The organism is Novosphingobium sp. GV079 (genome assembly GCF_003058045.1).
Classification (GTDB): Bacteria; Pseudomonadota; Alphaproteobacteria; order Sphingomonadales; family Sphingomonadaceae; genus Novosphingobium; species Novosphingobium capsulatum.
The window spans coordinates 371,974-396,834 of the sequence record NZ_QBUE01000001.1; the positions used below are offsets into that span (position 1 = coordinate 371,974).

The 24,861-nt window shown below is 66.1% G+C and carries 19 protein-coding genes; 13 read left to right on the plus strand and 6 right to left on the minus strand.

Annotated elements, in window-relative coordinates:
* Positions 1–13: 13 nt before the first annotated feature.
* From C8K14_RS01450 to C8K14_RS01475, 6 genes are read left to right on the plus strand one after another with little or no spacing between them, the layout of a single operon-like run.
* Positions 14–688 carry a GntR family transcriptional regulator gene (locus tag C8K14_RS01450; RefSeq protein WP_054131539.1) on the plus strand — a complete coding sequence of 225 codons (675 nt, stop codon included), beginning with the start codon at positions 14–16 and terminating at the stop codon, positions 686–688.
* Positions 688–1,602 (plus strand): hydroxymethylglutaryl-CoA lyase, encoded by a 915-nt coding sequence (locus C8K14_RS01455; RefSeq protein ID WP_107715391.1) that lies wholly within the window; start codon positions 688–690, stop codon positions 1,600–1,602. Before C8K14_RS01450 ends, C8K14_RS01455 begins: the two co-directional genes overlap by 1 nt.
* Before the next feature lie 53 nt (positions 1,603–1,655).
* Positions 1,656–3,704, plus strand: coding sequence for a hydantoinase/oxoprolinase family protein (locus C8K14_RS01460; RefSeq protein WP_107715392.1), 2,049 nt, complete (start codon positions 1,656–1,658; stop codon positions 3,702–3,704).
* A gap of 15 nt (positions 3,705–3,719) precedes the next feature.
* Positions 3,720–5,609, plus strand: a complete 1,890-nt coding sequence (locus C8K14_RS01465; protein WP_107715393.1) for a hydantoinase B/oxoprolinase family protein — start codon at positions 3,720–3,722, stop codon at positions 5,607–5,609.
* 2 nt (positions 5,610–5,611) lie between these two features.
* Entirely contained in the window at positions 5,612–6,799 is a 1,188-nt protein-coding gene (locus C8K14_RS01470; protein ID WP_107715394.1) for a CaiB/BaiF CoA-transferase family protein, read from the plus strand.
* A gap of 4 nt (positions 6,800–6,803) precedes the next feature.
* Positions 6,804–7,439 carry an N-carbamoylsarcosine amidohydrolase gene (locus tag C8K14_RS01475; RefSeq protein ID WP_107715395.1) on the plus strand — a complete coding sequence of 212 codons (636 nt, stop codon included), beginning with the start codon at positions 6,804–6,806 and terminating at the stop codon, positions 7,437–7,439.
* Here the strand turns inward: C8K14_RS01475 and C8K14_RS01480 are convergent.
* The 3 genes from C8K14_RS01480 to C8K14_RS01490 are packed head-to-tail and all read right to left on the minus strand — an operon-like array spanning position 7,430 to position 11,157.
* Entirely contained in the window at positions 7,430–8,308 is an 879-nt protein-coding gene (locus C8K14_RS01480) for a crotonase/enoyl-CoA hydratase family protein (RefSeq protein WP_107715396.1), read from the minus strand. The two genes, C8K14_RS01475 and C8K14_RS01480, sit on opposite strands and share 10 nt — an antisense overlap.
* Entirely contained in the window at positions 8,305–9,570 is a 1,266-nt protein-coding gene (locus C8K14_RS01485) for a cytochrome P450 (RefSeq protein WP_107715397.1), read from the minus strand. Before C8K14_RS01485 ends, C8K14_RS01480 begins: the two co-directional genes overlap by 4 nt.
* Before the next feature lie 42 nt (positions 9,571–9,612).
* Positions 9,613–11,157 (minus strand): acyl-CoA synthetase, encoded by a 1,545-nt coding sequence (locus tag C8K14_RS01490; RefSeq protein WP_107715398.1) that lies wholly within the window; start codon positions 11,155–11,157, stop codon positions 9,613–9,615.
* A gap of 226 nt (positions 11,158–11,383) precedes the next feature.
* Between C8K14_RS01490 and C8K14_RS01495 the strand changes: the two genes are divergently transcribed.
* The gene (locus tag C8K14_RS01495; RefSeq protein ID WP_107715399.1) at positions 11,384–13,444 is read left to right on the plus strand and encodes a 3-hydroxyacyl-CoA dehydrogenase NAD-binding domain-containing protein; all 2,061 of its coding nucleotides are present in this window, start codon (positions 11,384–11,386) and stop codon (positions 13,442–13,444) included.
* Between the two features lie 66 nt (positions 13,445–13,510).
* On the opposite strand, the gene C8K14_RS01500 is transcribed toward C8K14_RS01495, so the two are convergent.
* Together C8K14_RS01500 and C8K14_RS01505 are read right to left on the minus strand one after the other, a co-directional pair.
* Positions 13,511–14,653 carry an acyl-CoA dehydrogenase family protein gene (locus C8K14_RS01500; RefSeq protein WP_107715400.1) on the minus strand — a complete coding sequence of 381 codons (1,143 nt, stop codon included), beginning with the start codon at positions 14,651–14,653 and terminating at the stop codon, positions 13,511–13,513.
* Positions 14,654–14,673: 20 nt separating this feature from the next.
* The gene (locus tag C8K14_RS01505; RefSeq protein WP_233250844.1) at positions 14,674–16,857 is read right to left on the minus strand and encodes a TonB-dependent receptor; all 2,184 of its coding nucleotides are present in this window, start codon (positions 16,855–16,857) and stop codon (positions 14,674–14,676) included.
* 262 nt (positions 16,858–17,119) lie between these two features.
* Between C8K14_RS01505 and C8K14_RS01510 the strand changes: the two genes are divergently transcribed.
* The 4 genes from C8K14_RS01510 (at position 17,120) to C8K14_RS01525 (ending at position 21,209) form a co-directional block, all read left to right on the plus strand.
* Complete coding sequence (locus tag C8K14_RS01510) at positions 17,120–17,776, plus strand: TetR family transcriptional regulator (RefSeq protein WP_158271847.1); 657 nt, start codon at positions 17,120–17,122, stop codon at positions 17,774–17,776.
* Between the two features lie 159 nt (positions 17,777–17,935).
* On the plus strand, positions 17,936–19,201 hold the full coding sequence (locus C8K14_RS01515; protein ID WP_107715403.1) for an acetyl-CoA C-acetyltransferase: 1,266 nt from the start codon (positions 17,936–17,938) through the stop codon (positions 19,199–19,201).
* Between the two features lie 19 nt (positions 19,202–19,220).
* Positions 19,221–20,003, plus strand: a complete 783-nt coding sequence (locus C8K14_RS01520) for an SDR family NAD(P)-dependent oxidoreductase (protein WP_107715404.1) — start codon at positions 19,221–19,223, stop codon at positions 20,001–20,003.
* Positions 20,004–20,045: 42 nt separating this feature from the next.
* Positions 20,046–21,209, plus strand: a complete 1,164-nt coding sequence (locus C8K14_RS01525; RefSeq protein ID WP_054131314.1) for an acetyl-CoA C-acetyltransferase — start codon at positions 20,046–20,048, stop codon at positions 21,207–21,209.
* Position 21,210: 1 nt separating this feature from the next.
* Here the strand turns inward: C8K14_RS01525 and C8K14_RS01530 are convergent, their stop codons facing one another.
* Positions 21,211–22,125 (minus strand): LysR family transcriptional regulator, encoded by a 915-nt coding sequence (locus C8K14_RS01530; protein ID WP_107715405.1) that lies wholly within the window; start codon positions 22,123–22,125, stop codon positions 21,211–21,213.
* Positions 22,126–22,237: 112 nt separating this feature from the next.
* Here C8K14_RS01530 and C8K14_RS01535 point away from each other — a divergent pair, with 112 nt between their 5' ends.
* Positions 22,238–23,329, plus strand: a complete 1,092-nt coding sequence (locus C8K14_RS01535; RefSeq protein WP_107715406.1) for an HlyD family secretion protein — start codon at positions 22,238–22,240, stop codon at positions 23,327–23,329.
* Positions 23,329–24,858 carry a DHA2 family efflux MFS transporter permease subunit gene (locus C8K14_RS01540; protein ID WP_054131538.1) on the plus strand — a complete coding sequence of 510 codons (1,530 nt, stop codon included), beginning with the start codon at positions 23,329–23,331 and terminating at the stop codon, positions 24,856–24,858. The genes C8K14_RS01535 and C8K14_RS01540 overlap by 1 nt, the downstream gene beginning before the upstream one ends.
* The last annotated feature ends 3 nt before the right edge of the window (positions 24,859–24,861 follow it).

Here is a 24,861-nt window from a genome sequence, read left to right on the forward strand (position 1 = left end):
TTTGGAGAAGGATGTGTCACGCGCTTCTGACCGCGCCTATGAGGCGATCCGCAGCATGATCCTGTCGGGCGAACTGCCCGCCGGCGCGCAATTGGCGGAAGAGGCGCTGGCCGAACGCTGCGGCGTATCGCGCACCCCGGTGCGCGAGGCGCTGCGCCGGCTGGAATCCGACCTTTTGGTGACGCGCACCGATACCCAGCGCAGCTTTGTGGCGGATTGGTCGATCGACGATGTGGCCGATGCGTTCGAACTGCGCGCGATGCTGGAAGGCAAGGCCGCGCGCCGCGCCGCCGAGCGGATGAGCGATGAAGCGCTGGAGCGCATCCGCGCCGCGAATCGCCGGCTGGGCGAGGCGATTCGCAAGCCCGTGCCCGATGTCGCCGGGTTCCTCGAAGGCAATCGCGATTTCCACGCGGCGATCCTGGACGTGGCCGGATCGCGCCGTCTGGCCGCGCTTCTCGCCACGCTGATCGAGCAGCCGGTGGTGTGGCGCACGGCGCACCATTACGGGCGCGAGGCGCTGCACCGCTCTTATGGCGAGCACGAGGAACTGATCGCCGCCTTTGCCCGGCGGGACGGCGCCTGGGCCGAAGCGATCATGACCGGCCACATCCTGCGCGCTTATCACGCCTATGCCGATGCACACCGCGGGCTGGCCGAGCAGAGCCAGCGGGAGGCTGCCGAGTAATGTATACAGAATCCATCGAAATGGTCGAGGTTGCCCCGCGCGACGGGTTGCAGAACGAAAAGACCATGATTTCCACCGCCGACAAGATCGCGCTGGTGGAGCGCGCCATTGCCGCCGGCGCGCGGCGGATCGAGGTGACCAGTTTCGTCAATCCCAAGGCGGTGCCGCAAATGGCCGATGCCGAGGCGGTCTGCGCCGGCCTGCCGCGCCGCGACGACGTGACCTACATCGGCCTGGTGATGAACGCGCGCGGCGCGGCCCGCGCGATCGAGACTGGGCGGATCGACCAGCTGGGCGCGGTCTCGGTGGCGACCGACACCTTTGCCAAGGCCAACCAGGGCCAGACCAGCGACGGCTCGGTGGCGGCCGCCAGCGAGATCATCGCCATGGCACGCCAGGCGGGCAAGACGGGCCAGGTGACCATTGCCGCGGCATTCGGCTGCCCGTTCGAAGGCGAAGTGAGCGAGGACCGCGTGGTGGCCATGGCCGTGGCACTGGCCCAGGCCAATCCCGTTGAAATCGGCTTGGCCGATACGATCGGCGTGGCCAACCCGGCGCATGTCGCCACGCTGGTGGGCAAAGTGCGCGCGGCGGTGCCGGCCATTCCGGTGCGGGTGCATTTCCACAATACGCGCGGCACCGGCCTGGCCAATGTCTGGGCGGCGATCGGCGCGGGCGCCGTGACGGTCGATGCCGCGATCGGTGGCCTGGGCGGTTGCCCGTTTGCGCCCGGCGCGGCCGGCAACGTTTCGACCGAGGACGTGGTCTATATGCTCGAACGCGCCGGAGTGCGCACGGGGCTGGACCTGGCCGCGCTGGTCGAGGCCAATCACTGGCTGGGCTCGGTGATGGATCGCACGCTTCCGGGCATGGTGGCCAAGGCGCCGCCGTTCCCCCGGCCGGCGCAAGCCTGAACCGCAGGATGCACTGGCACGCACGAACGCTTTTTGGAAAGGGTGGTTGATCGATGGGTTACCGGCTTGGCGTCGACGTTGGCGGCACGTTTACCGACCTCTTGCTGTTCGACACCGACAGCGGCGCGTTCTGGCGGCACAAGACGCCATCGACCCCGCACGACAGTTCCGAAGGCATTCTCAACGGTGTGACGGCAGTGTGCGCCAAGGCGGGGATCACCGCCGGGGCGATCGACTATTTCCTGCACGGCACCACTGTTGCCACCAATGCCGTGCTGGAAGGCAAGGGCGCCCGCGTCGGCCTGGTCACCACCGAAGGCTATCGCGATATCATGCAGATCGCGCGCAGCTATGTGCCCGGCGGCCTGGCGGGCTGGATCATCTGGCCCAAGCCACAGCCGCTCGCCGCGCTGGAAGACACCGTGACGGTGAAAGGCCGCATGAACGCAGAGGGCCACGAAGTGCGCCCGCTGGATGAGGCCGACGTGCGCACGCAGCTGGCCAGACTCAAGGCGCAAGGCGTGGAGGCGGTGACGGTCAGCCTGATCAACGCCTATGCCAATGGCGCGCACGAGGCGCGGATCGGCGAACTGGCCGCGCAGGTGCTGCCCGGCGTGCCGGTGTCGCTCAGCCACGAAGTGCTGCCCGAAATGCAGGAGTACGAACGCACGCTGACCACGGTGGCCAATGCCAGCGTGCGCCCGGTGGTGGGCAAGTATGTGTCCAACCTGCGCAATCGTCTGGCGGCCGAGGGGATGACCGGCAAGCTCTCGCTGCTGCGCTCGGACGGCGGGCTGATGAGCGCGCAAAAGGCCGAGGAGCATCCGGTCAACATTCTCATGTCCGGCCCGGCGGGCGGCGTGACCGGGGCGATCTGGGTGGGGCGCAATGCCGGCATCCGCAATATCCTAACGCTCGATGTGGGCGGCACCAGCACCGACGTTGCCCTGATCGAAAACCTCGAGCCGCGCCGCCAGCGGACCACCGAAGTGGGCCACCTGTCCGTCCGCGCCTCGGCGCTGGACGTCAAGACGGTGGGCGCCGGGGGTGGCTCGATCGCTTATGTTCCCGCGCTGACCAGAGCCCTTCGGGTCGGGCCACAGAGCGCAGGAGCGGTGCCGGGGCCGGTCGCCTATGGAAAAGGCGGCACGGCCCCCACCGTAACCGATGCCAACGTGGTGCTGGGCTATCTGCCGGAAAACCTGTTGGGCGGCACGTTTCAGCTCGATCGGGAAGGCGCCAAGGCAGCGGTGCAGACCATTGCCGATGCGCTGGGCATCGGCCTGATGGAAGCGGCGCGCGGCATCATCGATATCGTCAACGAGAACATGTTTGGCGCATTGCGCATGATTTCGGTGCAGCAGGGCTATGACCCGCGCGATTTTGCGCTGATGGGCTTTGGCGGGGCGGGGCCGCTGCATGTCAATGCCGTGGCGCGGCTGATGGGATCGTGGCCCGCCGTCTCGCCGGTCAGCCCCGGCGTGCTGTGCGCGCTGGGCGATGCCACCACGCGGATGCGCACCGAAACCGCGCGATCGTGGTCGCGCCTGGCGCGCGATACCGCGCCGGCCGATCTCGTGGCCGTGCTGGAAGAAATGGCCACCCACGTGCGCGGCGAACTGCTGGCCGATGGCGTGCCCGAGGCGGAAATCACCACCAGCTTTGAAATCGACGTGCGCTATGCCGGCCAGGCCTTTGAAGTGCCGCTGTCGATCACCGCGCAGACCCTGGCCGATGATGGCATTGCCGGCGTGCTCGCCCGCTTTGACGAAGAGCACAAGCGACTGTTCACGTTCAACATGGATACCCCGCACGAGATCGTGAACCTGCGCGCCGTGGCGCTGGGCCGCGCGCTCGATCTGCCGGCAGCGCCGCTCGAGCAGGGCAATGGCGATCCCGCCGCGGCCAAGATCCGCGACCACGTGCTGTGGATGGACGGGGCCGAGCAGGCCGCGGTGATCTATGACCGCGCGCGGCTCAAGGCCGGTGACGTGATCCCTGGCCCGGCGATCGTGTGCGAAATGGATTCGACCACGCTGATCGAGACCGGCTGCATCGCCACGGTCGATACCGTCGGCAATATCCTCATCACCCTGGCCTGACGAAAGGGAAGCCCGATGCCTGCAACAATCGTCCAGACCAACCACACCCCGTTTGCCAAGGTGGCGATCGATCCGGTCACGCTCGACATCATCGAGAACGCGCTGCGCAATGCCCGCGTGGAAATGGATGCCACCCTGGTGCGCACCGCGATGTCACCGGGCATTCGCGAGCAGGGCGATGCCTTTCCGCTGACTGCCGATCATACCGGCAAGATGATCGTGGGCCAGTTCGGCAGCTTCATCGGCGGGTTCCTGTCCAACTATGACGGGACGCTGGAAGATGGCGACATGATCTTTCTGTCCGATCCCTATTCGGTGGATGGCGCGATCAGCCATTCCAACGATTGGCTGGTGCTGCTGCCGGTGTTCAAGGACGGGCGCCTAATCGCCTATACCTCGATGTTCGGGCACCAGAGCGACATCGGCGGCAAAGTGGTGGGATCGATGCCGATCAACGCCCGCTCCATCTATGAAGAAGGGGTGCGCATTCCGCCGGTCAAGATCTGGAAGAAAGGCGAATACAACGCCGACCTGATGAAGCTGGTGATGCACCAGACGCGCAAGCCCGATTGGTGCGCGGCCGATCTCAATGCCTTGATCGCCAGTTGCCGCGTGGCCGCGCGCCGCGTGGTGGAAATGGCCGAGCGGTTTGGCGACGATGTCTATGTTTCGGCGACGCAGGAACTCTTGGCCCGCAACCACCGCGCGATGAAGACCCTGCTGGGCCAGGCGGTGAGCGAAGAGCCGGTCAGCTTTGAAGACTATATCTGCGACGATGGCATGGGCTTTGGCCCCTACCGCATCAAGTGCACGATGTGGCGCGAGGGCGAAACCGTGGTGCTCGATTTCGATGGCACCGATCCGCAGAGCGTGGCCTCGATCAATTTCTATCTCAATGAAAACATGTTCAAGATGTTCTTCGGCATCTACATGATCATGGTGTTCGATCCGCAGATCCTGTTCAACGACGGGTTCTATGACCTGATCGATGTGCGCATTCCCGAAGGCAGCCTGCTCAAGCCGCGCTTTCCCGCCGCGCTATCGGGCCGCACCCATGCGCTGGGCCGGATTTTCGATATCCTCGGCGGTCTGCTGGGGCAGAAGACGCCGGAGTTTCTCAACGCCGCCGGGTTTTCTTCGTCGCCGCACCTGTTCTATGCTGGCAACGATACGCGGCCGGGCAAGGGGCATGCCTGGTTTCAGCTGTTCCAGATCGGCTTTGGCGGCATTCCGGGCCGGCCGCTGGGCGATGGGCCGGATGGCCATTCGCTGTGGCCGGGCTTTACCAACGTGCCCAACGAGTTCCTCGAACGCTATTTCCCGATGATGATCGAGCGCTATTCCACCGAACCGGATTCGGGCGGGGCGGGGCTGCATCGCGGCGGCAATGGCATTCACATGACCTACCGTTTCCTGAGCGCGGGCACGATCGCCATCCATGACGATCGCTGGTTCGTGCCACCCTGGGGCGTGAACGGCGGCGATCCGGGCAAGCGCGCGCGCAAGATCCTGGAAAAGGCCGATGGCAGCCAGGTGATCGTGGGCAACAAGGTGGAAGACCTGGCGGTGGAGGAAGGCGACCAGTTGCACTTCATCACCTGGGGCGGCGGTGGCTGGGGCGATCCGCTGGCGCGCGATCCGGCGCTGGTGGGCAAGGAGATCGTCCAGGGGCTGGTCACGCCGCAGGGCGCGCGCGCCTATGGCGTGGTGGCCGATGACGCCGGCGTGGTTGACGCGGCAGCGACCCAAGCCCTGCGTGACGCGATGATGGCCGACCGTGGCGGCGCCTTGCCGGTGTTCAACACCGGGCCGGGGCTTGATGCCCTGCGCGCGGCCTGCCAGGCGGAAACCGGGCTGCCGGCGCCCATCCCGCCGGTGTGGCCGCAAGCAGAAGCGGCGGAGTGAACATGACCAAAGGTGCTTTGCAGGATATCCGCGTTGTCGAACTGGGCCAGCTCCTGGCCGGGCCGTTCTGCGGCCAGTTGCTGGGCGACATGGGCGCAGACGTGATCAAGGTGGAACCGCCGGTCACCGGCGATCCCATGCGCGAGTGGGGCCAGGGCAACGAAAAGGTGCAGTGGGAAGTGATCGCGCGCAACAAGCGCTCGGTCAGCGCCAACTTGCGCGTGCCCGAAGGCCAGGCGCTGGTCAGGCGGCTGATCGCCCATGCCGATGTCGTGATCGAGAACTTCAAGCCCGGCACGCTGGAAAAGTGGGGCATGGGGCCTGACGTGCTGCTGGCCGAATTTCCGCATCTGATCATCGCGCGCATGTCTGGCTATGGCCAGACCGGCCCCTATTCCGATCGCGCCGGTTTTGGCGGGATTGGCGAGGCGATGGGCGGGTGGCGCTATATCGTGGGTGAACCCGATCGGCCGCCCAGCCGCATGGGCGTGTCGATTGGCGATACGCTGACCGCCACGTATGGCTGCATGGGCGTGCTGGCCGCGCTGCACGTGAAGGACAAGACCGGGCAGGGCCAGGTGATCGACACCGCGCTCTATGAAAGCGTGCTGCAGGTGATGGAAGGCCTGGTGCCAGAATACGATCGCATGGGCCTGATCCGCGAACGCTCGGGCTCCATCCTCAAGGGCATTGCGCCGTCCAACGTCTATTCCTGCAAGGACGGCGAGTTCATGATCGGCGCCAACAAGGATTCGCTGTGGAAGCGGCTGGCCACGGCGATGGACCGACCAGAATTGGGCGATGACCCGCGCTATGCCACGCATCTGGCGCGGGGCGAGAACCAGACCGAGCTGGACGCGCTGATCAACGCCTGGACCAGCACGCTGACCATGGACGAGGTCGACGCGCTGATGATTGCCCATTCGATCCCGGCCGGCCGCGTCTATCGCGCGCCCGACATGCTGGCAGACCCGCATTTCCAGGCGCGCGAGGCGATCATCGAGGTGGAGACCGAGCGGTTCGGCCCGCTCAAGATGCAATCGACGTTCCCCAAGTTTTCCGCCACGCCGGGCGGCGTGCGCCGCCCCGCGCCATCGGCGGTGGGGCAGCACAATGCGGAAATCTATGGCGAATTGCTGGGCCTGGGCACTGATGACCTGGCTGACCTGGCCGCGCGCGGGGTGATCTGAGGCGATGGCCCACGACGCCGGCGATCTCGATGCCAACTATGCCGGCGCGTTTGATGGGCGCCTGCCGTTCGGGCAGCGCCCGGCGCTGCTGCTGGTCGATCTGGTGGAGGCCTATCTCCAGCCTGGATCACCGCTCTATGCCGGGATCGAGGCAGCACTGGCCAGCGCCGTGCGGATCACCGCCGCCGCGCGCGCTGCCGGGCTGCCGGTGATTTTCACCAATGTGGAATATCAGCCCGGCGGGGCCGATGGCGGGGTCTTCTATCGCAAGGTGCCCGCGCTCAAGGTGTTCGAAAAGGGCTCTCCGCTGGGCGCCTTTCCCGCCGTGCTGTCGCCTCAGGCGGGCGATGTGGTGATCACCAAGCGCTATGCCTCGGCGTTTTTCGCCACCCATCTTGCCGCCACGCTGACGGCGATGGGCGTGGATACGGTGCTGATCTGCGGCACCTCCACCTCCGGCTGCATCCGCGCCACGGCGCTCGATGCGTGCCAGCATGGTTTCCTGCCGTTTGTGGTGGCCGATGCCTGCGGCGACCGCCACCCCGCGCCGCACGAAGCCAACCTGTTCGATCTGCAGGCGAAGTATGCCGAGGTGGTGAACGAAGCGCAGGCGCTCGCGCTTATCGCGCCTCAGCCATAGGGCATTTCTTCCCACCACGGAAAATAGTCCGGCATGTCGGCCGAGACGCGATCGGGGAAGCGGGCCGGGCGCTTTTCGAGGAAGGCGGCGACACCCTCCTGGGCGTCGGCGCTCTGGCTACGGGTGAGAATGCCACGGCTTTCGATGCGATGGGCTTCCATCGGATCGCTCATCCCCAGGCCACGCCATAGCATCTGCCGGGTGAGCGCGACCGAGACCGGCGCGGCGTTGTCGGCAATCTCGCGCGCCAGGGCCTGGGCCGTGGGCAAGAGGTCTGCGGGCGGGACGACCCGTTCCACCAAGCCGCCTGCCAGCGCCTCATCAGCGCCGAACACCGCGCCGGTATAGCACCAGCGCAGCGCGCGGCTGATGCCGACCAAGCGGGGGAGGAAATAGCTCGATGCCGCTTCGGGTACGATGCCACGCCGCGCAAAGACGAAACCGAAGCGCGCAGTGTCGCTGGCAATGCGCAGGTCCATCGGCAGCAGCATGGTGGCGCCAATGCCGATCGCCGGGCCGTTGATCGCGGCGATGATCGGCTTCTTCAGTTGAAAGATGCGCAGGGCGAGGATGCCGCCGCCATCGCGCGTGGCTGGATCGCTGTAGTCGGGCGCGCTGGGCGCGCTGGTGTCGACCCGGAAGTTGGCGGCACCGCCGGAAATGTCTGCCCCGGCGCAGAATGCGCGGCCGCTGCCGGTGACGATCACCGCGCGGATCGCGTCATCGGCATCGATCGCGTCGAACGCCGCCACCATCTCGCGCATCATCTGCGTGGTGAAGGCGTTGAGCTTGTCTGGCCGGTGCAAGGCCAGCGTGGCGACGCCCTGGTCAACCTCGAGCGTGATCTGTTGGAATGCGGCGGCGGTCATGCCGGTTCCACCGGCTGCGGCAGGCGGGAATAGCGCACCGGCATGGCGCGGATGCCGCTGACGAACGAGCCCTCGGTATAGATCGGCGGGCCGGCCGGCTCGATCGTGGCGATCTGCGCGAAGAAGGCGGTGAAGAACGCCTCGATCTCCAGCTTGGCAAGATATTGGCCAAGGCAGGTGTGCGGGCCGTGTCCGAAAGCGAGGTGGTTGTTGAGCGCGCGATCGATGCGGAACTGGTCGGCGTCGCCAAAGGCCTCGGGATCGCGCGTTGCCGCGCCGAACGAGAGCAAGACGTGATCGCCCGCGCGCAAGGTTTGGCCGTGCAGCGTATAGTCCTGCGTCACATTGCGCATGAAATGCTTGACCGGCGCGGTCCAGCGGATCGCCTCGTTGACGAAAGTCTTCAACAGTTCGGGATGGGCCTTGAGCAGGGCCATCTGTTCGGAGTTGTCGAGCAGCGCCTGCATGCCGCCCACGATCGAGGCAGCGGTGGTATCGTGCCCGGCCGTGGCAACGATCACGTAATAGCCCAAGCGCTCTTCCGCGCTCATCTCGGCGCCGCCGGGCATGCCGGTGGCGATCAGCGTCGCCACGTCTTCGCGCGGGTTGGCCTGGCGATCGCGCGTGATCGCATCGAAGAAGGCGATGTAGTCCTGCTTGACCGCGACGATATGCTCCGCCTCGGTCAGGCCGGGACGGCGTACTGCAGGATCGGACGCGCCGAACAACTCGTGGGTGAGGCGCAGCATGCGCGCTTCGTCTTGTTCGTCGATGCCCAGGATCGCCATGGCGACGCGCAGCGGATACCAGAAGGCGATATCGGTGGCGAGGTCGCATTGCCCTTCATCCTGCGCCATGCGCGCCACAAACGCGGCAGCATGCTGCGCGATGGCGCTTTCCAGCTTGCGGATGTTCTTGGGCAGGAAGAAATCCTGGGTCAGCGCGCGCATCGCCTGGTGGTGGGCGCCGTCCATCGCGGTGAGTGGGAAAACCCCGGATTCGACGCCGAAGATCGCGACGTTGGCCTGCTCCACCGGGATCGGCAGCAGAGTCATGCGCGGGCCGGCGTTGAAGATTTCGGGCTGGCGTTCCAGTTCGCGGATATCGGCGTGGCGCGAGACCACCCAGAACGGGCGGAACCCCTCGGGATCGGCCCAGGCGACCGGATGTTCGCTGCGCAGCCAGTCATAGAACCGGTGCAGCCGCTGCGGGTCTCCATACAACGTGGGATCGGCGATCTGGTTGACGACAAACCCGCTCATCTTGGCACTCTCCGGTCTTGTGTCTGGTCAAATTGGCAGGCGCTATGCCAGCAGCGCCGGCAGTGCGGCGTCAGGCTGGCGATAGCGATCGTGTAGCAGGCGCTTGTAGAGCTTGCCGGTGGGATGGCGCGGCAGTTCGGCCATGAATTCCACGCGGCGCGGGATCTTGACCCCGGAAAGCTGTGGCCGCAGCCAGTCGATCAGCGCGCGGGCAAAAGCCGGGGTGGCATCGGCCATGTCCATGGGCTGGATCACCGCGACCACGCATTCGCCCATTTCCGCATCGGGCGCGCCAACCACGGCAGCATCGGCGATGCGCGGGTGGACCACCAGGGCGTTCTCGATTTCCTGCGGATAGATGTTGACCCCGCCCGAGATGATCATGAAGCTCTTGCGATCGGTGAGATAGAGATAGCCGTGCTCGTCAAGCCAGCCCACGTCGCCAAACGTGGCCCAGCCATGGCGATTGTGGGCTGCGGCGGTCTTTTCGGGATCGTTGTGATAGGAAAAGGCCGGGCCATCGGCAAAGCACACCAGCCCTTCTTGGCGCGGGGGCAGGGGGGTGTCGTCCTCATCGCAGATGTGCAGCGTGCCGATCATCGCGCGTCCCACCGAACCGGGATGGGCCAGCCATTCGGGCGCGGTGATCAGTGTCATGCCGATCGCCTCGGTGCCGGAATAGTATTCCATCAGGATCGGGCCCCACCAGTCGATCATCGCCTGCTTGACCGGCACCGGGCAGGGCGCAGCGGCGTGGATCGCGAGGCGCAGCGCCGAGCAATCGTGGCGCGCGCGTGCTTCATCCGGCAGCTTGAGCATGCGCACGAAATGGGTGGGCACCCACTGGCTGTGCGTGACGCGATAGCGCGCGATCAGCGCCAGGGCCGCTTCGGGATCGAACTTTTCCATGATCACCACCGTGCCGCCCAGCGCGAGCACTTCGCGGCACCAGCGCAGCGGCGCGGCATGATAGAGCGGCGCGGGATTGAGATAGATCGTCTCGGCCCCGAACCCCAGCCGCGCGCAGACGGTGCCCAGCGGAGAGGGCGTGGTGATGGCGGGATCGCTCGGCAGGGGCGGCTTGATGCCCTTGGGACGGCCGGTGGTGCCCGAGGAATAGAGCATGTCGATCCCGGCGCGCTCGTCCGCGATCGGCGTGGTCGGCAGCGAGGCGGTAGCGTCTTCCCACGCCTGCCAGCCGGGAACGGCCGGGCCGAGCGTATAGCGCAAGGCCGGCGCGGCATCATCCAGCGTCTGCAGTAGCGGCGCCAGCGTGCCTGAGGCGATCAGCAGCTGGGCGCCGCTGTCCTGCAGGATATAGGCAATCTCGGCAGGGGCGAGGCGGGTGGACAGGCACACGAAATAGAGCCCGGCGCGATGGGCCGCACAGGTTATCTCGAGATAGCGCGCGTCGTTTTCCAGCATGATCGCCACCACCGCGCCCGGTTGCAGCCCGGCGCCGCGCAACAGATGCGCGCCCTGGTTGGAACGGGCTTCCAGCTGCGCGAAGGTGATGGTCTGGCCCGAGCCGGCCATGATGATGGCTGCCTTGTCCGGCGTGGCGCGGGCAAACTCGCTGGGGTGCATCGACAACCTCTCGTTTCGGGCGGCGCGGTTTCTTGCAGGAGCGCCGTTGCGGACGCGCGCCGTGGCCGGCGATCGTCTGGCCAGCAGCATAGCCACGACCGGACGCGCGGCGCAACACTGAACTTAACTGATCGATCAATTGACTTCGTCATGTGGAGTTTTTAAGCCAGCCATCAAGGCAGGCCGGGGCTGTTTCCGGGCGCCATGGTGAGAGGCTTTCCGATCGATGACCAATCCGCTTTGCACCCTGACGCACGAGGACGGCGTGGCCGTGCTCGCCATCGATTCGCCCCCGGTCAATGCGCTGGGCCAGGCGGTGCGCCAGGCGATCCACGAAACCATGGGCAAGGCTCTGGCCGATCCGGCAGTGACCGCCGTGGTGATCCTGTGTGCGGCGCGCACGTTCTTTGCCGGGGCCGATATCACCGAGTTCGGCAAGCCCTTTGCCGCGCCTGGCCTGCATGACATGTTCGATCGGTTTGACGGCGCGAGCAAGCCGATCGTCGCCGCGATCCATGGCACGGCGCTGGGTGGCGGGCTGGAACTGGCGCTGGCCTGCCATTATCGCGTCGCCGTGCCCACCGCCAAGCTCGGGCTGCCCGAAGTGGCGCTGGGCCTGTTGCCTGGCGCCGGCGGCACGCAGCGCGCCCCGCGCCTGGTCGGCGTGGCCCATGCGCTGGACCTGATCGTGGGGGGCAAACCGGTCGGTGCGGCGCAGGCCTTGCGCATCGGCTTGATCGATCGCGTGCTGGAAGGCCAGGACATGCGCGCCGAGGCCGTGGCCTATGCCCGCGAACTGGTGGCAAGCGGCGCCCCGCTGCGCCGCACGCGCGACTTGCCGGCCGACCTTACCCCGCAGGAGGCCGCCGCCACGATCGCCGACTATCGCGCCCGAAATGCGAAGAGTTTCGTCGGCTTCAAGGCGCCAGGCAACATCGTGCGCGCGATCGAGGCGGCCACCGACCGCCCATTCGAGGCTGGGCTGACCCGCGAATGGGAACTGTTTGATGAACTGATGGCCAGCCCGGAATCGGCCGCACAGCGCCACATCTTCTTCGCCGAACGCGCCGCCGCCAAAGTGCCGGTGGCGCGCGATTGCGGCGAAGTGGCGATCGCTTCGGTCGCGGTGGTGGGCGCGGGCACGATGGGCAGCGGCATCACCCTGGCGTTCCTCAACGCCGGCTTTCCGGTGACGATGATCGACGTGAACCCGGCAGCGCTGGAGCGCGGCGCCGCGCATGTGCGCTCCACGCTGGAGGCGCTGGCCAGCAAGGGCCGGATCACGCCAAGCGTGCGCGACGCGCGCCTGGCCGCCTTTGCCACGGCCGCCGCGCTCGATGCCGTGGCGCAGGCCGATCTGGTGGTGGAAGCCGTGTTCGAACGGCTCGATCTCAAACAGCAGGTGTTCCGCCAGATCGATACGCTGGCCAAGCCGGGCGCGGTGCTGGCCTCCAACACCTCGTTCCTCGATCTTGACGCGATTGCCGCTGTCACCGCCCGCCCCGCGGACGTGATCGGGCTGCACTTCTTTGCGCCGGCGAACATCATGCGCCTGCTCGAAGTGGTGCGCGGGGCCGGGACCAGCGACCGCGTGATCCAGACCGCCATGACCCTGGGCCGCAAGCTGGGCAAGGTGGCGGTGCTGTCGGGTGTGTGTGATGGCTTCATTGCCAACCGGGCGATGGCGCGGCGCAGCGAAGCGGCCGATCGCCTGCTGGAGCAGGGCGTGATGCCGTGGGACGTGGACGCGGCCATGGTCGGCTATGGCTTTCCGATGGGGCCGTTCCAGATGATGGACCTTGTTGGCCTGGATGTGATCGGCTGGGACAAGGAAAACACCGCCGGGCGCACGGTGCAGGAAGTGCTGTGCGAAGCCGGACGCCTGGGCCAGAAATCGGGCAGCGGCTATTACGACTATGACGCGCAGCGGCGTGGCACGCCCTCGGCTTTCGCCGAAGCCACGATCCGCGATTTTGCCGCGCGCTCGGGCCAGCCTGTACCCACGCTGTCGGCGCAGGATATCATCGAGAGCCTGCTCTTCCCGGTGGTAAACGAAGGGGCCAAGCTGCTGGAAGAAGGCATCGCGCTGCGTGCGTCAGACATCGATATGGCGCTCGTCGCGGGCTATGCCTGGCCGGTCTATACCGGTGGGCCGATGATCTGGGGCGACCACTGCGGCCTGGTGCGGATCGTGGCCGCGCTGGATGAGCAGATTGCCCAAGGCGCGCCGATCACGGTGTCCAACCTGCTGCGCACCAAGGCGGCGGCCGGCGAAACTTTCCTCTGAACGCAATAAGGCGCCGCCCGATCCAACGATCGGGCGGCGCCAGTTTCCTGGATTGCCGAACAGCCGTCAGAGACTGCGGGCAATCACTTCCTTCATGATTTCCGACGTGCCGCCGTAGATCCGCATCACGCGCGCGTCGCGCCAGATCCGGGCGATCGGATACTCGTTCATGTAGCCGGCGCCGCCATGCAGTTGCAGCGCCTCGTCCGCGACGCGGCCGAGCAATTCGGTGTGATAGAGCTTGGCCGCAGAAGCCTCGGCAGTGGTCAGCTTCCCCGCCACGTGGCGTTCCAGCGCCCAGTCGATATGGCTCCAGCCCACCTGCAGCTCTGCCTGAAGCGCTGCCAGCTGAAACCGGGTGTTCTGGAAATCGAACACCGTCTTGCCGAAAGCCTTGCGATCCTTGGTGAACGCCACGGCCTCGTCAAACGCGCGCTGCGCCAGGGCCTGCGCGCTGATGGCGATCGACAGGCGTTCCTGCGGCAATTGTGCCATGAGATAGACAAAGCCGGCGCCTTCCTCGCCCAGCCGGTTTTCGATCGGCACACGCACATCGCTGAAGAACAGTTCCGAGGTATCGGCCGAGTGCTGGCCGATCTTGTCGAGATTGCGCCCACGGGCAAAACCGGGCCGATCGGCCTCCACCAGGATCAGGGAAATGCCCTTGCCCCCGGCAGCCGGATCGGTCTTGGCCACCACGATTACCAGATCGGCGAGCTGACCGTTGGTGATGTAGGTCTTGTTGCCGTTGATCACATAGGCGTCGCCATCCCGCACCGCCGTGGTGCGGATGCCCTGAAGATCGCTGCCCGTGCCCGGCTCGGTCATGGCGATGGCGACGATCGCCTCTCCGGTGATCATGCGCGGCAGCCAGCGTGCCTTGAGCTCGTCGGATGCATAGTGGACGATGTAGTCCAGCACGATGTCCGATTGCAGGACCAGGCCCGCCGAACTGCCGGTATAGGCCAGTTCCTCGCCGATGACGGCGTTGTAGCGGTAATCGAGACCCAGCCCGCCATGGTCCTCGGGCGCGGTGGGGCAGAGCAGGCCCGCTTCCCCGGCAGCGTGCCAGAAGGCGCGGTCGACAATGCCCTGCTCCTCCCAACGGTCAAGGTTGGGCAGCAAGTGGGCGGCGAAGAACTTGCGCACGGCATCACGGAACAGCGCGAGTTCGTCGCTGGCGGTGGGCCGGGTCTCGATAGGGATCATGAAGGCTCCTGGTGCCGGGATCAGAACGTGAAACGAACCGACCCGCCATAGGTACGGGGCTGGGCCGGGACGAGATAGTTGAACGGGAAGCCGGCGCCGCGCAGATCGAGGCCGTAGGCCAGGGTTTTTTCCTGTAACAGGTTCTGCACCCAAGCCCGCAGCGTGACGTTGCCGCGCGTCCAGGTGATCGCGCCGTTGACCTTGATGTAGGCGCCTTGCTGCAATTCGGAATTGACCTGGGCACCGCCAGCGGCGTTGACGGCGTTGAACGGCGAGAAGAACTGGCGGCTGACGTAGTTGAGGTTGGGAGAGAAGGTCAGCGGCCCGCCGGCAATGTCGAACGGTGCCCAGTCGAACCCACCCTGCGCGGTCCAGCGCGGCGCGAAAGGCAGGTCGTTGCCGGCAAGGTTCGTGCCGGAAAGCGTGAGTTCCTTGTAGGTGGCGTGGAGATGGCCGACCGACGCATTGACCGAGAAGCGCGAAGAGGCGCGATAGGTCGCCTCGCCTTCGAAGCCATAGCTTTCCGACTTGGGCGCGTTGAGCAGGAACGAGACCGGACCGGGCCGCGTATCCTGCAACTGCTGGTTCTGGTAATCGTAATAGAAGGCGGCGAGGGCGAGGGACAGCCGGCGATCGAGGAAACGCCCCTTGGCGCCGATTTCATAGGCGTTGACGTATTCCGGCTTGATATAGGTAATCCCGGCCGAATTGGTGTAGCCACCGCCGTTGAACGCGCCGGAACGATAGCCGCGGTTATAGCTGGCATAGAGCAGCGTACCGCTGTCGAACGTATAGGTCAGCGCGGCGCGGCCGGTGAGCGCGTTGTTGCGCCCCTTGATGGCATAGCGCGCGTTGGCGTCATAAGGGCAGGTGCCGACGCCGGTGGTGCAGGGCACCGTGGTGAACAGCGGCGTCCGGGCGCCGCCGAAAGCGCCCATGAAGAGATAGGCATAGCCATCGTCATAGGCCGAGCGATCGGCGCTGTAGCGCAGGCCGATCGTAGCCACGAGCCTGGGCGTCAGGTTCACGTCGGTCTGCCCGAACACCGCATAAGTACGCCGCACCTGGCGGAAATGCTGGAAGAACCCACCGTCCACGCCTGGCGCGATGGCGCTGCCGATATCGAAGCCGTTGTCAGAGACGGTTTTGTCCCAGCCATAGAACACGCCGGCCACGGCCTTGACCGCCTTGCCTTCGTAGTTGAAGCGGGCTTCCTCGCTGAACTGGTCGAACTTGGCCTTCTGTTGAAGATCGAGGATATCGAGTGGCGAACCGTCGGCATCGAATGCGGCGTCGAGCAGGCCATTGCCGATGGCGGTGATCGACGTGAACGAGAGGCGCGGCGACAGTTCGTAGGACATCTTGGCCGAGGTGCCGTATTGCCGCGTGCGGTTTTGACCGATGCGATTTTCGTTGATTTCAAAGAAACCGGGCGCGGCGGTGGCGGCAAGGCCCTTGATCGGCTGCTGCGTGCCGTTGGCGCGGCTGGCATAGGCCTTGATCACGATATCCAGCGGGCCTGCGCCGGGGCGGATGTGCAGCGTGCCGCGCACCTGAAGGCTATCGACCGAGCCGGCGTCGGGCTGGCCGGGATAGATGTTGCGGAACTTGCCGTCGCCCTTTTCATAAGTGGCGGCCACGCGGAAGCCGAGTTCGTCTTCCACCATCGTGGTTTCGAGCGCGCCTTGCGCCGTGAACGTGTTGAAATTGCCATATCCGGCTTCGGCATAGCCGCGATTGCCCGACAGCGTCGGGGTGTTGGTGATGAAGTTGATCGCACCACCTGTGGTATTGCGGCCAAACAGCGTGCCCTGTGGCCCGCGCAACACTTCCACGCGCTGAAGATCATAGAGCCCGCCGCCCTGGCCCACGCGGTTCACCATGTTGACGTCATCGATATAGACGCCAATCGGCGAGACCTGGTTCGGGTTATATTCGTTGGCCACGCTGACCCCGCGCAGCGCAAAGTTGGGCTGGGTATCGCCCATGGCGCTGTTGATCTGCAGGTTGGGCACGATCTGGCCAAGCTGGTTGGCGTTGGTCACGCCCTTGTTGCCCAACTGGTCGCCGCTGAGCGCAGTGATCGCAATCGGCACGGTCTGGATCGACTGCGAGCGCCGCTGCGCGGTGACGATAATGTCGCCGGGCGCGGCTGCGGGCGTGGCTTCGGCCGACGCATCAGGCGTAGCTTGCGCGTGAACCAAAGCGGGGGACCATGCACATCCTAGCAGGAATGCGAGTCGCGCAGTAACCACCTGAAGCCTCATGGGGTATCCTCTCTCGGTATGGCGGGCGTCTGATCGGCAGGAAGTCCGGCGCGCCCGTTCGTCAAAGTTAATCGATCGATTGGCTAACTTCTATCGGTGGTCGCGCGGCGGTGTCAATACGCCTGCTTCGGAGAATTCTCCGCCGCGCCCGCCTGCATCCCCCCTTGCGATGTTAATTGATCGGTTTATGACTGCTGGAATGACGACGGCATCCGAAATCGCCCGCGAAGGAACCCTGCGTGCCGCCCGGCGCGAGACGGCACGTACCGCGCTGCTCAATGCCACGGCAGAAATCCTGTCCGAAGCCACCCAGATCGAAGCCTCGCTGAGCGAAATCTCGCGGCGATCCGGCGTCAACTCCGCGATGATCAAGTATTATTTCGGCGACAAGCAGGGACTGCTGATGGCCTTGCTGGAGCGCGAGGCCGAACGGGAGATGAGCGGTCTCGACGCACTGGTGGCGATGGATGTCTCGGCCGAGCGCAAGATGACGATCCACGTCGAGGGGATCGTCAATGCCTATTACCGCTCGCCCTATCTCAATCGGCTGGTGCATTACATGGTCGAAGCCGGCGGCCCGGAAGCCAGCGCGCGCGTGTCGGACATGTTCATCATGCCGATGATGGCCGCCTATCGCCAGATCGTGGCCCAGGGCGTGCGCGAAGGCACAATGGTCGATGTCGATCCGGCCTTGCTCTATTACGCGCTGGTCGGCGCGGCCGATCATATCTTCTTCGCCGCTTATTCGGTGCCCACCACGCTGGGTGTGGCCAAGGTAGACGTGGAAATCAAGCAGGCCTACGCCACGCTGCTGCGCGACCTGTTCCTGCGCGGACTGCGCCCGGACAAAGACTGAACCGCTGAGAAGTTGATCTTTTTTCCTCGACTGCGCGCGTCGGGAGCGAATGCGCGCGTCAAGGCGGTTTACAAGCGACGCGGTTTGCGTAAAAGGCGCTCTACAAAACCAATCAATCGATTAATAAAGATCGATGCAGCCAGAGGAGACCGACTCGCCATGGGCAATGCGTATATCTTTGACGCGGTGCGGACGCCGCGCGGCATCGGTAAGTCGGGCAAGGGCGCACTCGCCCATCTTCACCCGCAGCACCTCGCGGCAACCGTGCTTGAGGCTCTCGTCGCCCGCAACGGTCTCGCGGGCGCCGTGATCGACGACGTGATCTGGTCCACCTCCTCGCAGCGCGGCAAGCAGGGCGGCGACCTTGCCCGCATGGCCCTGCTCGACGCCGGGATGGACGTGCAGACCTCGGGCATGACGCTCGATCGGTTCTGCGGTGGGGGGATCACCGCCATCGCGCTCGCCGCCGGGCAGGTGATGGCCGGTCTGGAAGACGCGGTGATCGCCGGCGGCACCGAAATGATGAGCTTCACCGCCGATCGCGAGCGCGCCGAAGTGGCGGCCGGGCTTGGCCCGACGATGATGGGGGCGGGTAATGACCGGCTCGACCAGCGGCATCCGCAATCACACCAGGGCGTGTGTGCCGATGCGGTCGCCAGCATGGAGGGGATCACGCGCGAGGCGCTTGACGCATTTGCTGCCGAAAGCCAGCGTCGCGCGGCGATTGCCATCGCCGAAAAGCGCTTTGCCCGTTCGGTCGTGTCCGTGCTCGACGACGCCGGGGCTATGGTGCTCGACCACGAGGAGTTTCCCCGCCCGCAGACCACGGCCGAAAGCCTGGCACAGCTCAAGCCTGCCTTCGCCGACTTGATGGACATGCCCTACAATGAGGCCGGCGATACCTTTCGCCGGCAGATCGCGCGGCGCTATCCCGACCTTGAGATCGTGCCGGTGCATCACGCCGGTAGCAGTTCGGGCGTGGTCGATGGCGCCGCAGCCGTTCTGGTCGGCTCGCGCGAATTTGGCGAGCGTCATGGCCTGGTGCCCCGCGCCCGGGTGGTGGCGGCAGTGAACGCGGGCGATGATCCCACGCTGATGCTCAACGCGCCGGTGCCCGCAGCCCGCAAGGCCCTGGCCCGTGCCGGCCTGGGCGTGGCGGACATCGATCTGTGGGAAATCAACGAGGCGTTTGCCGTGGTGCCGGAAAAGGTCATCCGCGACCTGGGGCTCGATCGCGACAAGGTCAACGTCAACGGCGGGGCGATCGCGCTGGGCCACCCAATCGGCGCGACCGGCGCTATCCTGGTGGGCACGTTGCTGGACGAACTGGAGCGCACCGGCCAGCGCCTGGGCCTCGCCACGATGTGCGCGGCCGGCGGCATGGCCCCGGCGATCATCATCGAGCGCATTACCGCTTACGCCTAATCGAGAGGAAGTCGATCAGATGAAAATTGGACCATCCACTGTTGCCGTGGTCACCGGCGGCGCATCGGGCCTGGGCGCCGCGACTGCGCGCGCCTTGGCAGCACGCGGCGCCAAGGTGACGCTGTTCGATCTCAATGCAACCCTGGGCAGCAGCCTGGCGGCGGAAATCGACGGCCATTTCGCGCAGGTTGACGTGACCAACGAAGCATCGGTCGATGCCGGGTTTGCCGCCGCACGCGCCGCCCATGGCCAGGAAAACGTGCTGGTGTGCTGCGCCGGCATCGGCTTTCCCGCCAAGACCGCCGCACGATCGCGCAAGGATGGCACGATCGGGCATTTCCCGCTCGATGCGTTCAATTCGGTTATTCAGGTAAACCTGGTCGGCACGTTCCGCTGCGTTGCCAAGGCGGCAGCCGGCATGCTTACGCTGGAACCTGGCGAGGATGGCGAGCGCGGCGCAATCGTGATGACCGCCTCGGTCGCGGCCGAGGATGGCCAGGTGGGCCAGGCCGCCTATTCCGCGTCCAAGGGTGGCATCGTCGGCATGACCCTACCCATTGCACGCGATCTTATGGGCGATGGCGTGCGGATCAACACTATCCTGCCGGGCATTTTCGATACCCCGCTGATGAATGCCGCGCCCGACGCGGTGAAGGAAACGCTGGCGGCATCGGTGCCGTTTCCCAAGCGCTTTGGCCTGCCGGCCGAATACGCCGCGGCGGCGATCGGGCTGATCGAAAACAGCTATTTCAATGGTGAGGATGTGCGCCTCGATGGCGGCATCCGCATGGCGCCGCGCTGAGTGGCGGCGTGCCTTTTCCCGAGCAACAAGGACAGATGACTTATGCCTGAAGCCTATATCGTGGCCGCCGCGCGCACTGCCGGCGGCCGGCGCAAGGGCGCGCTGTCTGGCGTGCATCCGGCCGATCTTGGCGCCGTGGTGCTCAATGCCCTGATCGCGCGCGCGGGGATGGACCCGGCCGGCGTGGATGACGTGATCCTGGGCTGCGTTACCCAGGCGGGCGAGCAGGGTTCGGCCCTGGGCCGCAACGTGGTGCTGGCATCCAACCTGCCGCAATCGGTGCCGGGCGTGACGATCGATCGCCAGTGCGGATCGTCGCAACAGGCACTGCACTTTGCCGCGCAGGCGGTGATGAGCGGAACCCAGGACGTGGTCATCGCCGCCGGCGTGGAAAGCATGACGCGCGTGCCGATGGGGTCGAACGTGGCGCTGCACACAGCGGCGGGGCTGGGCCAGGGCCCCTGGCCGGAATCGGTGCAGACCCGCTTTGGCGTGCCGGCCTTCAACCAGTTCCATGGCGCCCAGGCGATTGCCGACAAGTATGGCTTCAGCCGCGAGGCGATGGACGCCTATGCCCTGGCCAGCCACGAGAAGGCCGCCGCCGCGATCGCGGCAGGGCATTTCGACGCTGAAATCGTGCCGGTGATGACGGCAGAGGGCCCGTTTGCACGCGATGAAGGCGTCCGCGCCGATGCCTCGCTGGATGCGCTGGCCGGCCTCAAGCCCTTGACCGAAGGCGGCTCGCTCACGGCGGGCAATGCCAGCCAGATGACCGATGGCGCATCGGGTGTGCTGGTGGCAAGCGAGGCGGCGCTCAAGCGCTACAACCTTTCGCCTATCGCGCGGATCGTCAACCTGACGGTGACCGCCGGCGATCCGGTGATCATGCTGGAAGAACCGATCCCGGCCACGCGCCGCGCCCTGCAACGCGCCGGCATGGCGCTGGGCGATATCGACCTGTTCGAGGTGAACGAGGCGTTTGCCTCCATCCCGATGGCCTGGCTGGCCGCGCTCGGGGCCGATCCGGCGCGCCTCAACGTGCGCGGCGGCGCGATTGCCCTGGGCCATCCGCTGGGGGCGTCGGGCACCAAGCTGATGACCACGCTGCTGCACGCCCTGTCGGCCACGGGTGGCCGCTATGGCCTTCAGACCATGTGCGAAGGGGGCGGGGTGGCAAACGTCACCATCGTGGAGCGCCTGGTCTAAGCTATAAGGCGCGGATCGTCGCGCGCAGCCAGGCGAGGCCCTGGTCTGCGCGCTGGCGGGCGTGCCAGATCAGCGCGATGGGAATGCGCACTTCCTCATCCACACCATCGAGCACGACGACATCGCCGCGCGCCACCGCCGGCGCGGCGATGCGCGCGGAAACGCGCGCGACCAGATCGGTGCGTGCCACCAGGGCCACGGCGGTCTGCGATTCATAGACGGTGATGCGGCTGGGTACGGTGGGGGTGGTGCGCCAATCGCCCAGATCCGCCTGCGCCGTGGCGCCGATCCCGGCGGGAAAGCCTGGCAGCGGCGCCGGGCCGCCGGGCGTAATGGTGATCCGCGCCGCCGGATCGATCGCGGCCAGTGGCAGGCGCTGGGTCACCACGGGATTATCCGGCGCGGCGATCCACACCATCTGTTCTTCGTAAAACGGTTCGACCACGATCCGTTCGGGCAGGCTCATCGCGGCGCCCAGGGCCAGATCAGCCGTGCCGTGGTCCAGCAGGGTGACCACCGCCTCCCCGGAAGGGACGATCCGCAGGCTGACGCCGGGCGCGACCTGCCGCACATGCGCCACCAGGGCCGGCACCATCAGGTGGCAGAAATAGGGGCTGGCCGCCAAGGTGAACGTGCGATCGGCGCGCGCCGGTTCGAACGCAGTGGGGGCCAGGGCGGCCTGGAACTGGACCAGGCCGCGCCGCACGCCGCCGGCAATTTCCTCTGCGCGCGCAGTGGGTTGCAAGCCGCTTTGCTGACGCAGGAACAGCGGATCGTCCATCGCGCGGCGCAGGCGCGCCAGGGCATGGCTGACCGCGGGCTGGGTCAGCCCGAGCTGGCGCGCGGCGCGGGTCACGCTGCGGGTTTCCATCAGCGCATCGAACACGCGCAGCAGGTTGAGGTCGAGGGCAATCATGCACACTGTTTATATCTAAATCGCCAAATAATCATTCGACTTATGGGCATGCAGCGATACGAGAGCCCCGAAACGGCGTCTTTGCGCGCCGGGGCGCGATGTGGGCAAAAGAATGGCACGAGATGATGTGGCGGGCAGTGGCCCGAACGCCAGCGTGGTGGCAGATCCGGCACCGCCGGCACGGCGGCAGCGGTGGCGCCTGCCCCTGTTGATCGGCGGGGTGGTAATCACAGCGGCGGTGGGAACCTGGCTCTATCTGGGCAGCCAGGGGCACGAAACCACCGACAACGCCTATATCCAGGCCGGCCTTGTCGCCGTCAGCGCCAATGTCAGCGGGCCGGTGATCGCGGTGGAGGTGCACGAAAACAGCCGCGTCAAGAAAGGCGACGTGCTGTTCCGCATCGATCCCGCGCCGTTCCAGGTGGCCGTGGCGGCGGCCGAGGCAGACCTGGCCAATGCCCGCACCCAGGTAGAGGCGCAGCGCGCCACCTATGCCCAAGGCCAATCGGAACTGACGACGGCGCGCGCCCAGCTGGACTATGCCATGCGCGAGGCGGCGCGGCAGAAGGCCTTGCTGGCGCAGAGCATTTCCTCGCAGAACCAGGCCGATCAGGCCGTGCTGGCCGAGCGCACCGCGCGCGCCGCCGTGGCCGCCGCGCAACAGCACAATGCCAGCCTGGCGGCCGCGCTTTCGGGCAAGGTCGATGCGCCGATCGCCGACCAACCTGCCGTCCGCCGCGCGCAGGCGGCCCTCGATCAAGCGCGGCTCAACCTGTCTTACACGGTGGTGCGCGCCGCGCAGGATGGCGTGGTGACCAAGGTGCCGCAATTGCAGGTGGGCAGCTATGTCACGGCGGCCAAGCCGGTGTTTACCCTGGCCGGCACGCATCTATGGATCGAGGCGAATTTCAAGGAAAACCAGCTTGATCAGATGCGCATCGGGCAGCGGGCGACGGTCCGGCTCGATGCCTTTCCCTCGCTCCACCTGCGCGCGCGCCTGGCCAGCTTCAGCCCTGGCACGGGCAACAGCTTTGCCCTGCTGCCGGCCGAAAACGCCACGGGCAACTGGGTAAAGGTGGTGCAGCGCCTGCCGGTGGAGTTCGAGATCGAGAACCCGCCCGCCGGGGTGCCGCTCCATGCCGGTTTGAGCGCGGAAGTGACGGTCAATACCAGGGGTGCCGGCAGCGGGCAGGCGGCGCACTGATGACCGCGGGCTATCCGCCGGCCGGGGTGCGGCGCATGGTCACCGCCTCGGTCATGGCCGCGACGGTGATGAACTCGCTCGACAGCACGATCGCCAACGTCGCCCTGCCGCATATCCAGGGCAGCGTCTCGGCCTCGGCCGACGAGATCACCTGGGTCCTGACCTCGTACATCGTCGCCGCCGCGATCTGCACGCCGCTGACCGGGTGGCTGGCCGGGCGGTTTGGCCGGCGGCGGCTGATGCTGTGGTCGATCGTGGGGTTCACCATCGCCTCGGGCCTGTGTGGCATGGCCACCAATCTTACCGAAATCGTGGGATTCCGCCTGTTGCAGGGCGTGTTCGGCGCGGCGCTGGTGCCGATGAGCCAGGCCATCCTGCTCGATATCAACCCGCCCGAACGCCATGGCCCGGCCATGTCGGTGTGGTCGATGGGCGCGGTGCTGGGGCCGATCGTGGGCCCGGCGCTGGGTGGCTGGCTGACCGATAACCTGACGTGGCGATGGGTGTTTTTCATCAACCTGCCGATCGGCGCGCTGGCCTTTGCCGGCTTGTCGCTGTTCCTCAAGGAAAGCCCGCAACGTACGCAGACCCGGCTCGACCTGTTCGGCTTTGCCATGCTGGGCTTGGCGGTAGGTTCGCTGCAACTGATGCTCGATCGCGGACAGACCAAGGACTGGTTCAGCGCCACCGAGATCGTGGTCGAGGCCATGCTCGCGCTGCTCTTTGCCTATCTGTTCGTGGTGCACATCCTGACAGCGCGGCGCCCGTTCATCGATCTGGCCTTGTTTGCCAACCGCAATTTCACGCTGGGTTCGATCTTCGGTTTTTTCCTGGGCGTGCTGATCTTTTCGGTGCTCGCCCTGCTGCCGCCCATGCTGGAAGGGCTGATGCACTATCCGGTGGTGCTGACCGGCCTCGTCACCGCGCCGCGCGGGGTGGGTTCGCTGATCGCGATGATGCTGGCCGGCCGGCTGATCAAGCGTGTCGATGCGCGGCTGCTGATCCTGATCGGGTTTATCCTGAGCGCCTGGTCGATGTATCGGATGAGCGCGTTTTCGCTGGGCATGGATGAAAGCCTGATGATCTGGTCGGGCTTCATCCAGGGTCTGGGGACCGGCATGATCTTTGTGCCGCTGTCCACCATCACGTTTGCCACGCTCGATCCCCGGTTCCGCAACGAAGGCGCGGCGATGTTCACGCTGATCCGCAACATCGGCTCGGCCATCGGCATTTCGGTGCTGCAGGCGATGACCGTGCGCAACACCGCCACGGTGCATGCCCGCCTGATCGAAGGCGTGCGGCCCGACAATCCCGTGCTGGCCTGGACAGCGCCGGGGCTGGATTTCCATGCCGCAGACCAGGTGGCGCGGATCAACGCGGCAATCACCAACCAGGCGGCCATGGTCGGCTATATCGATGCGTTCTGGGCACTGTTCCTGGTCACGCTGCTGGCCATTCCGCTGCTGCTGTTCCTGCGTGGGCCACGCCGCAGCCGGGATGGTGACGATCTTCATCTGCACATGGATTGACCG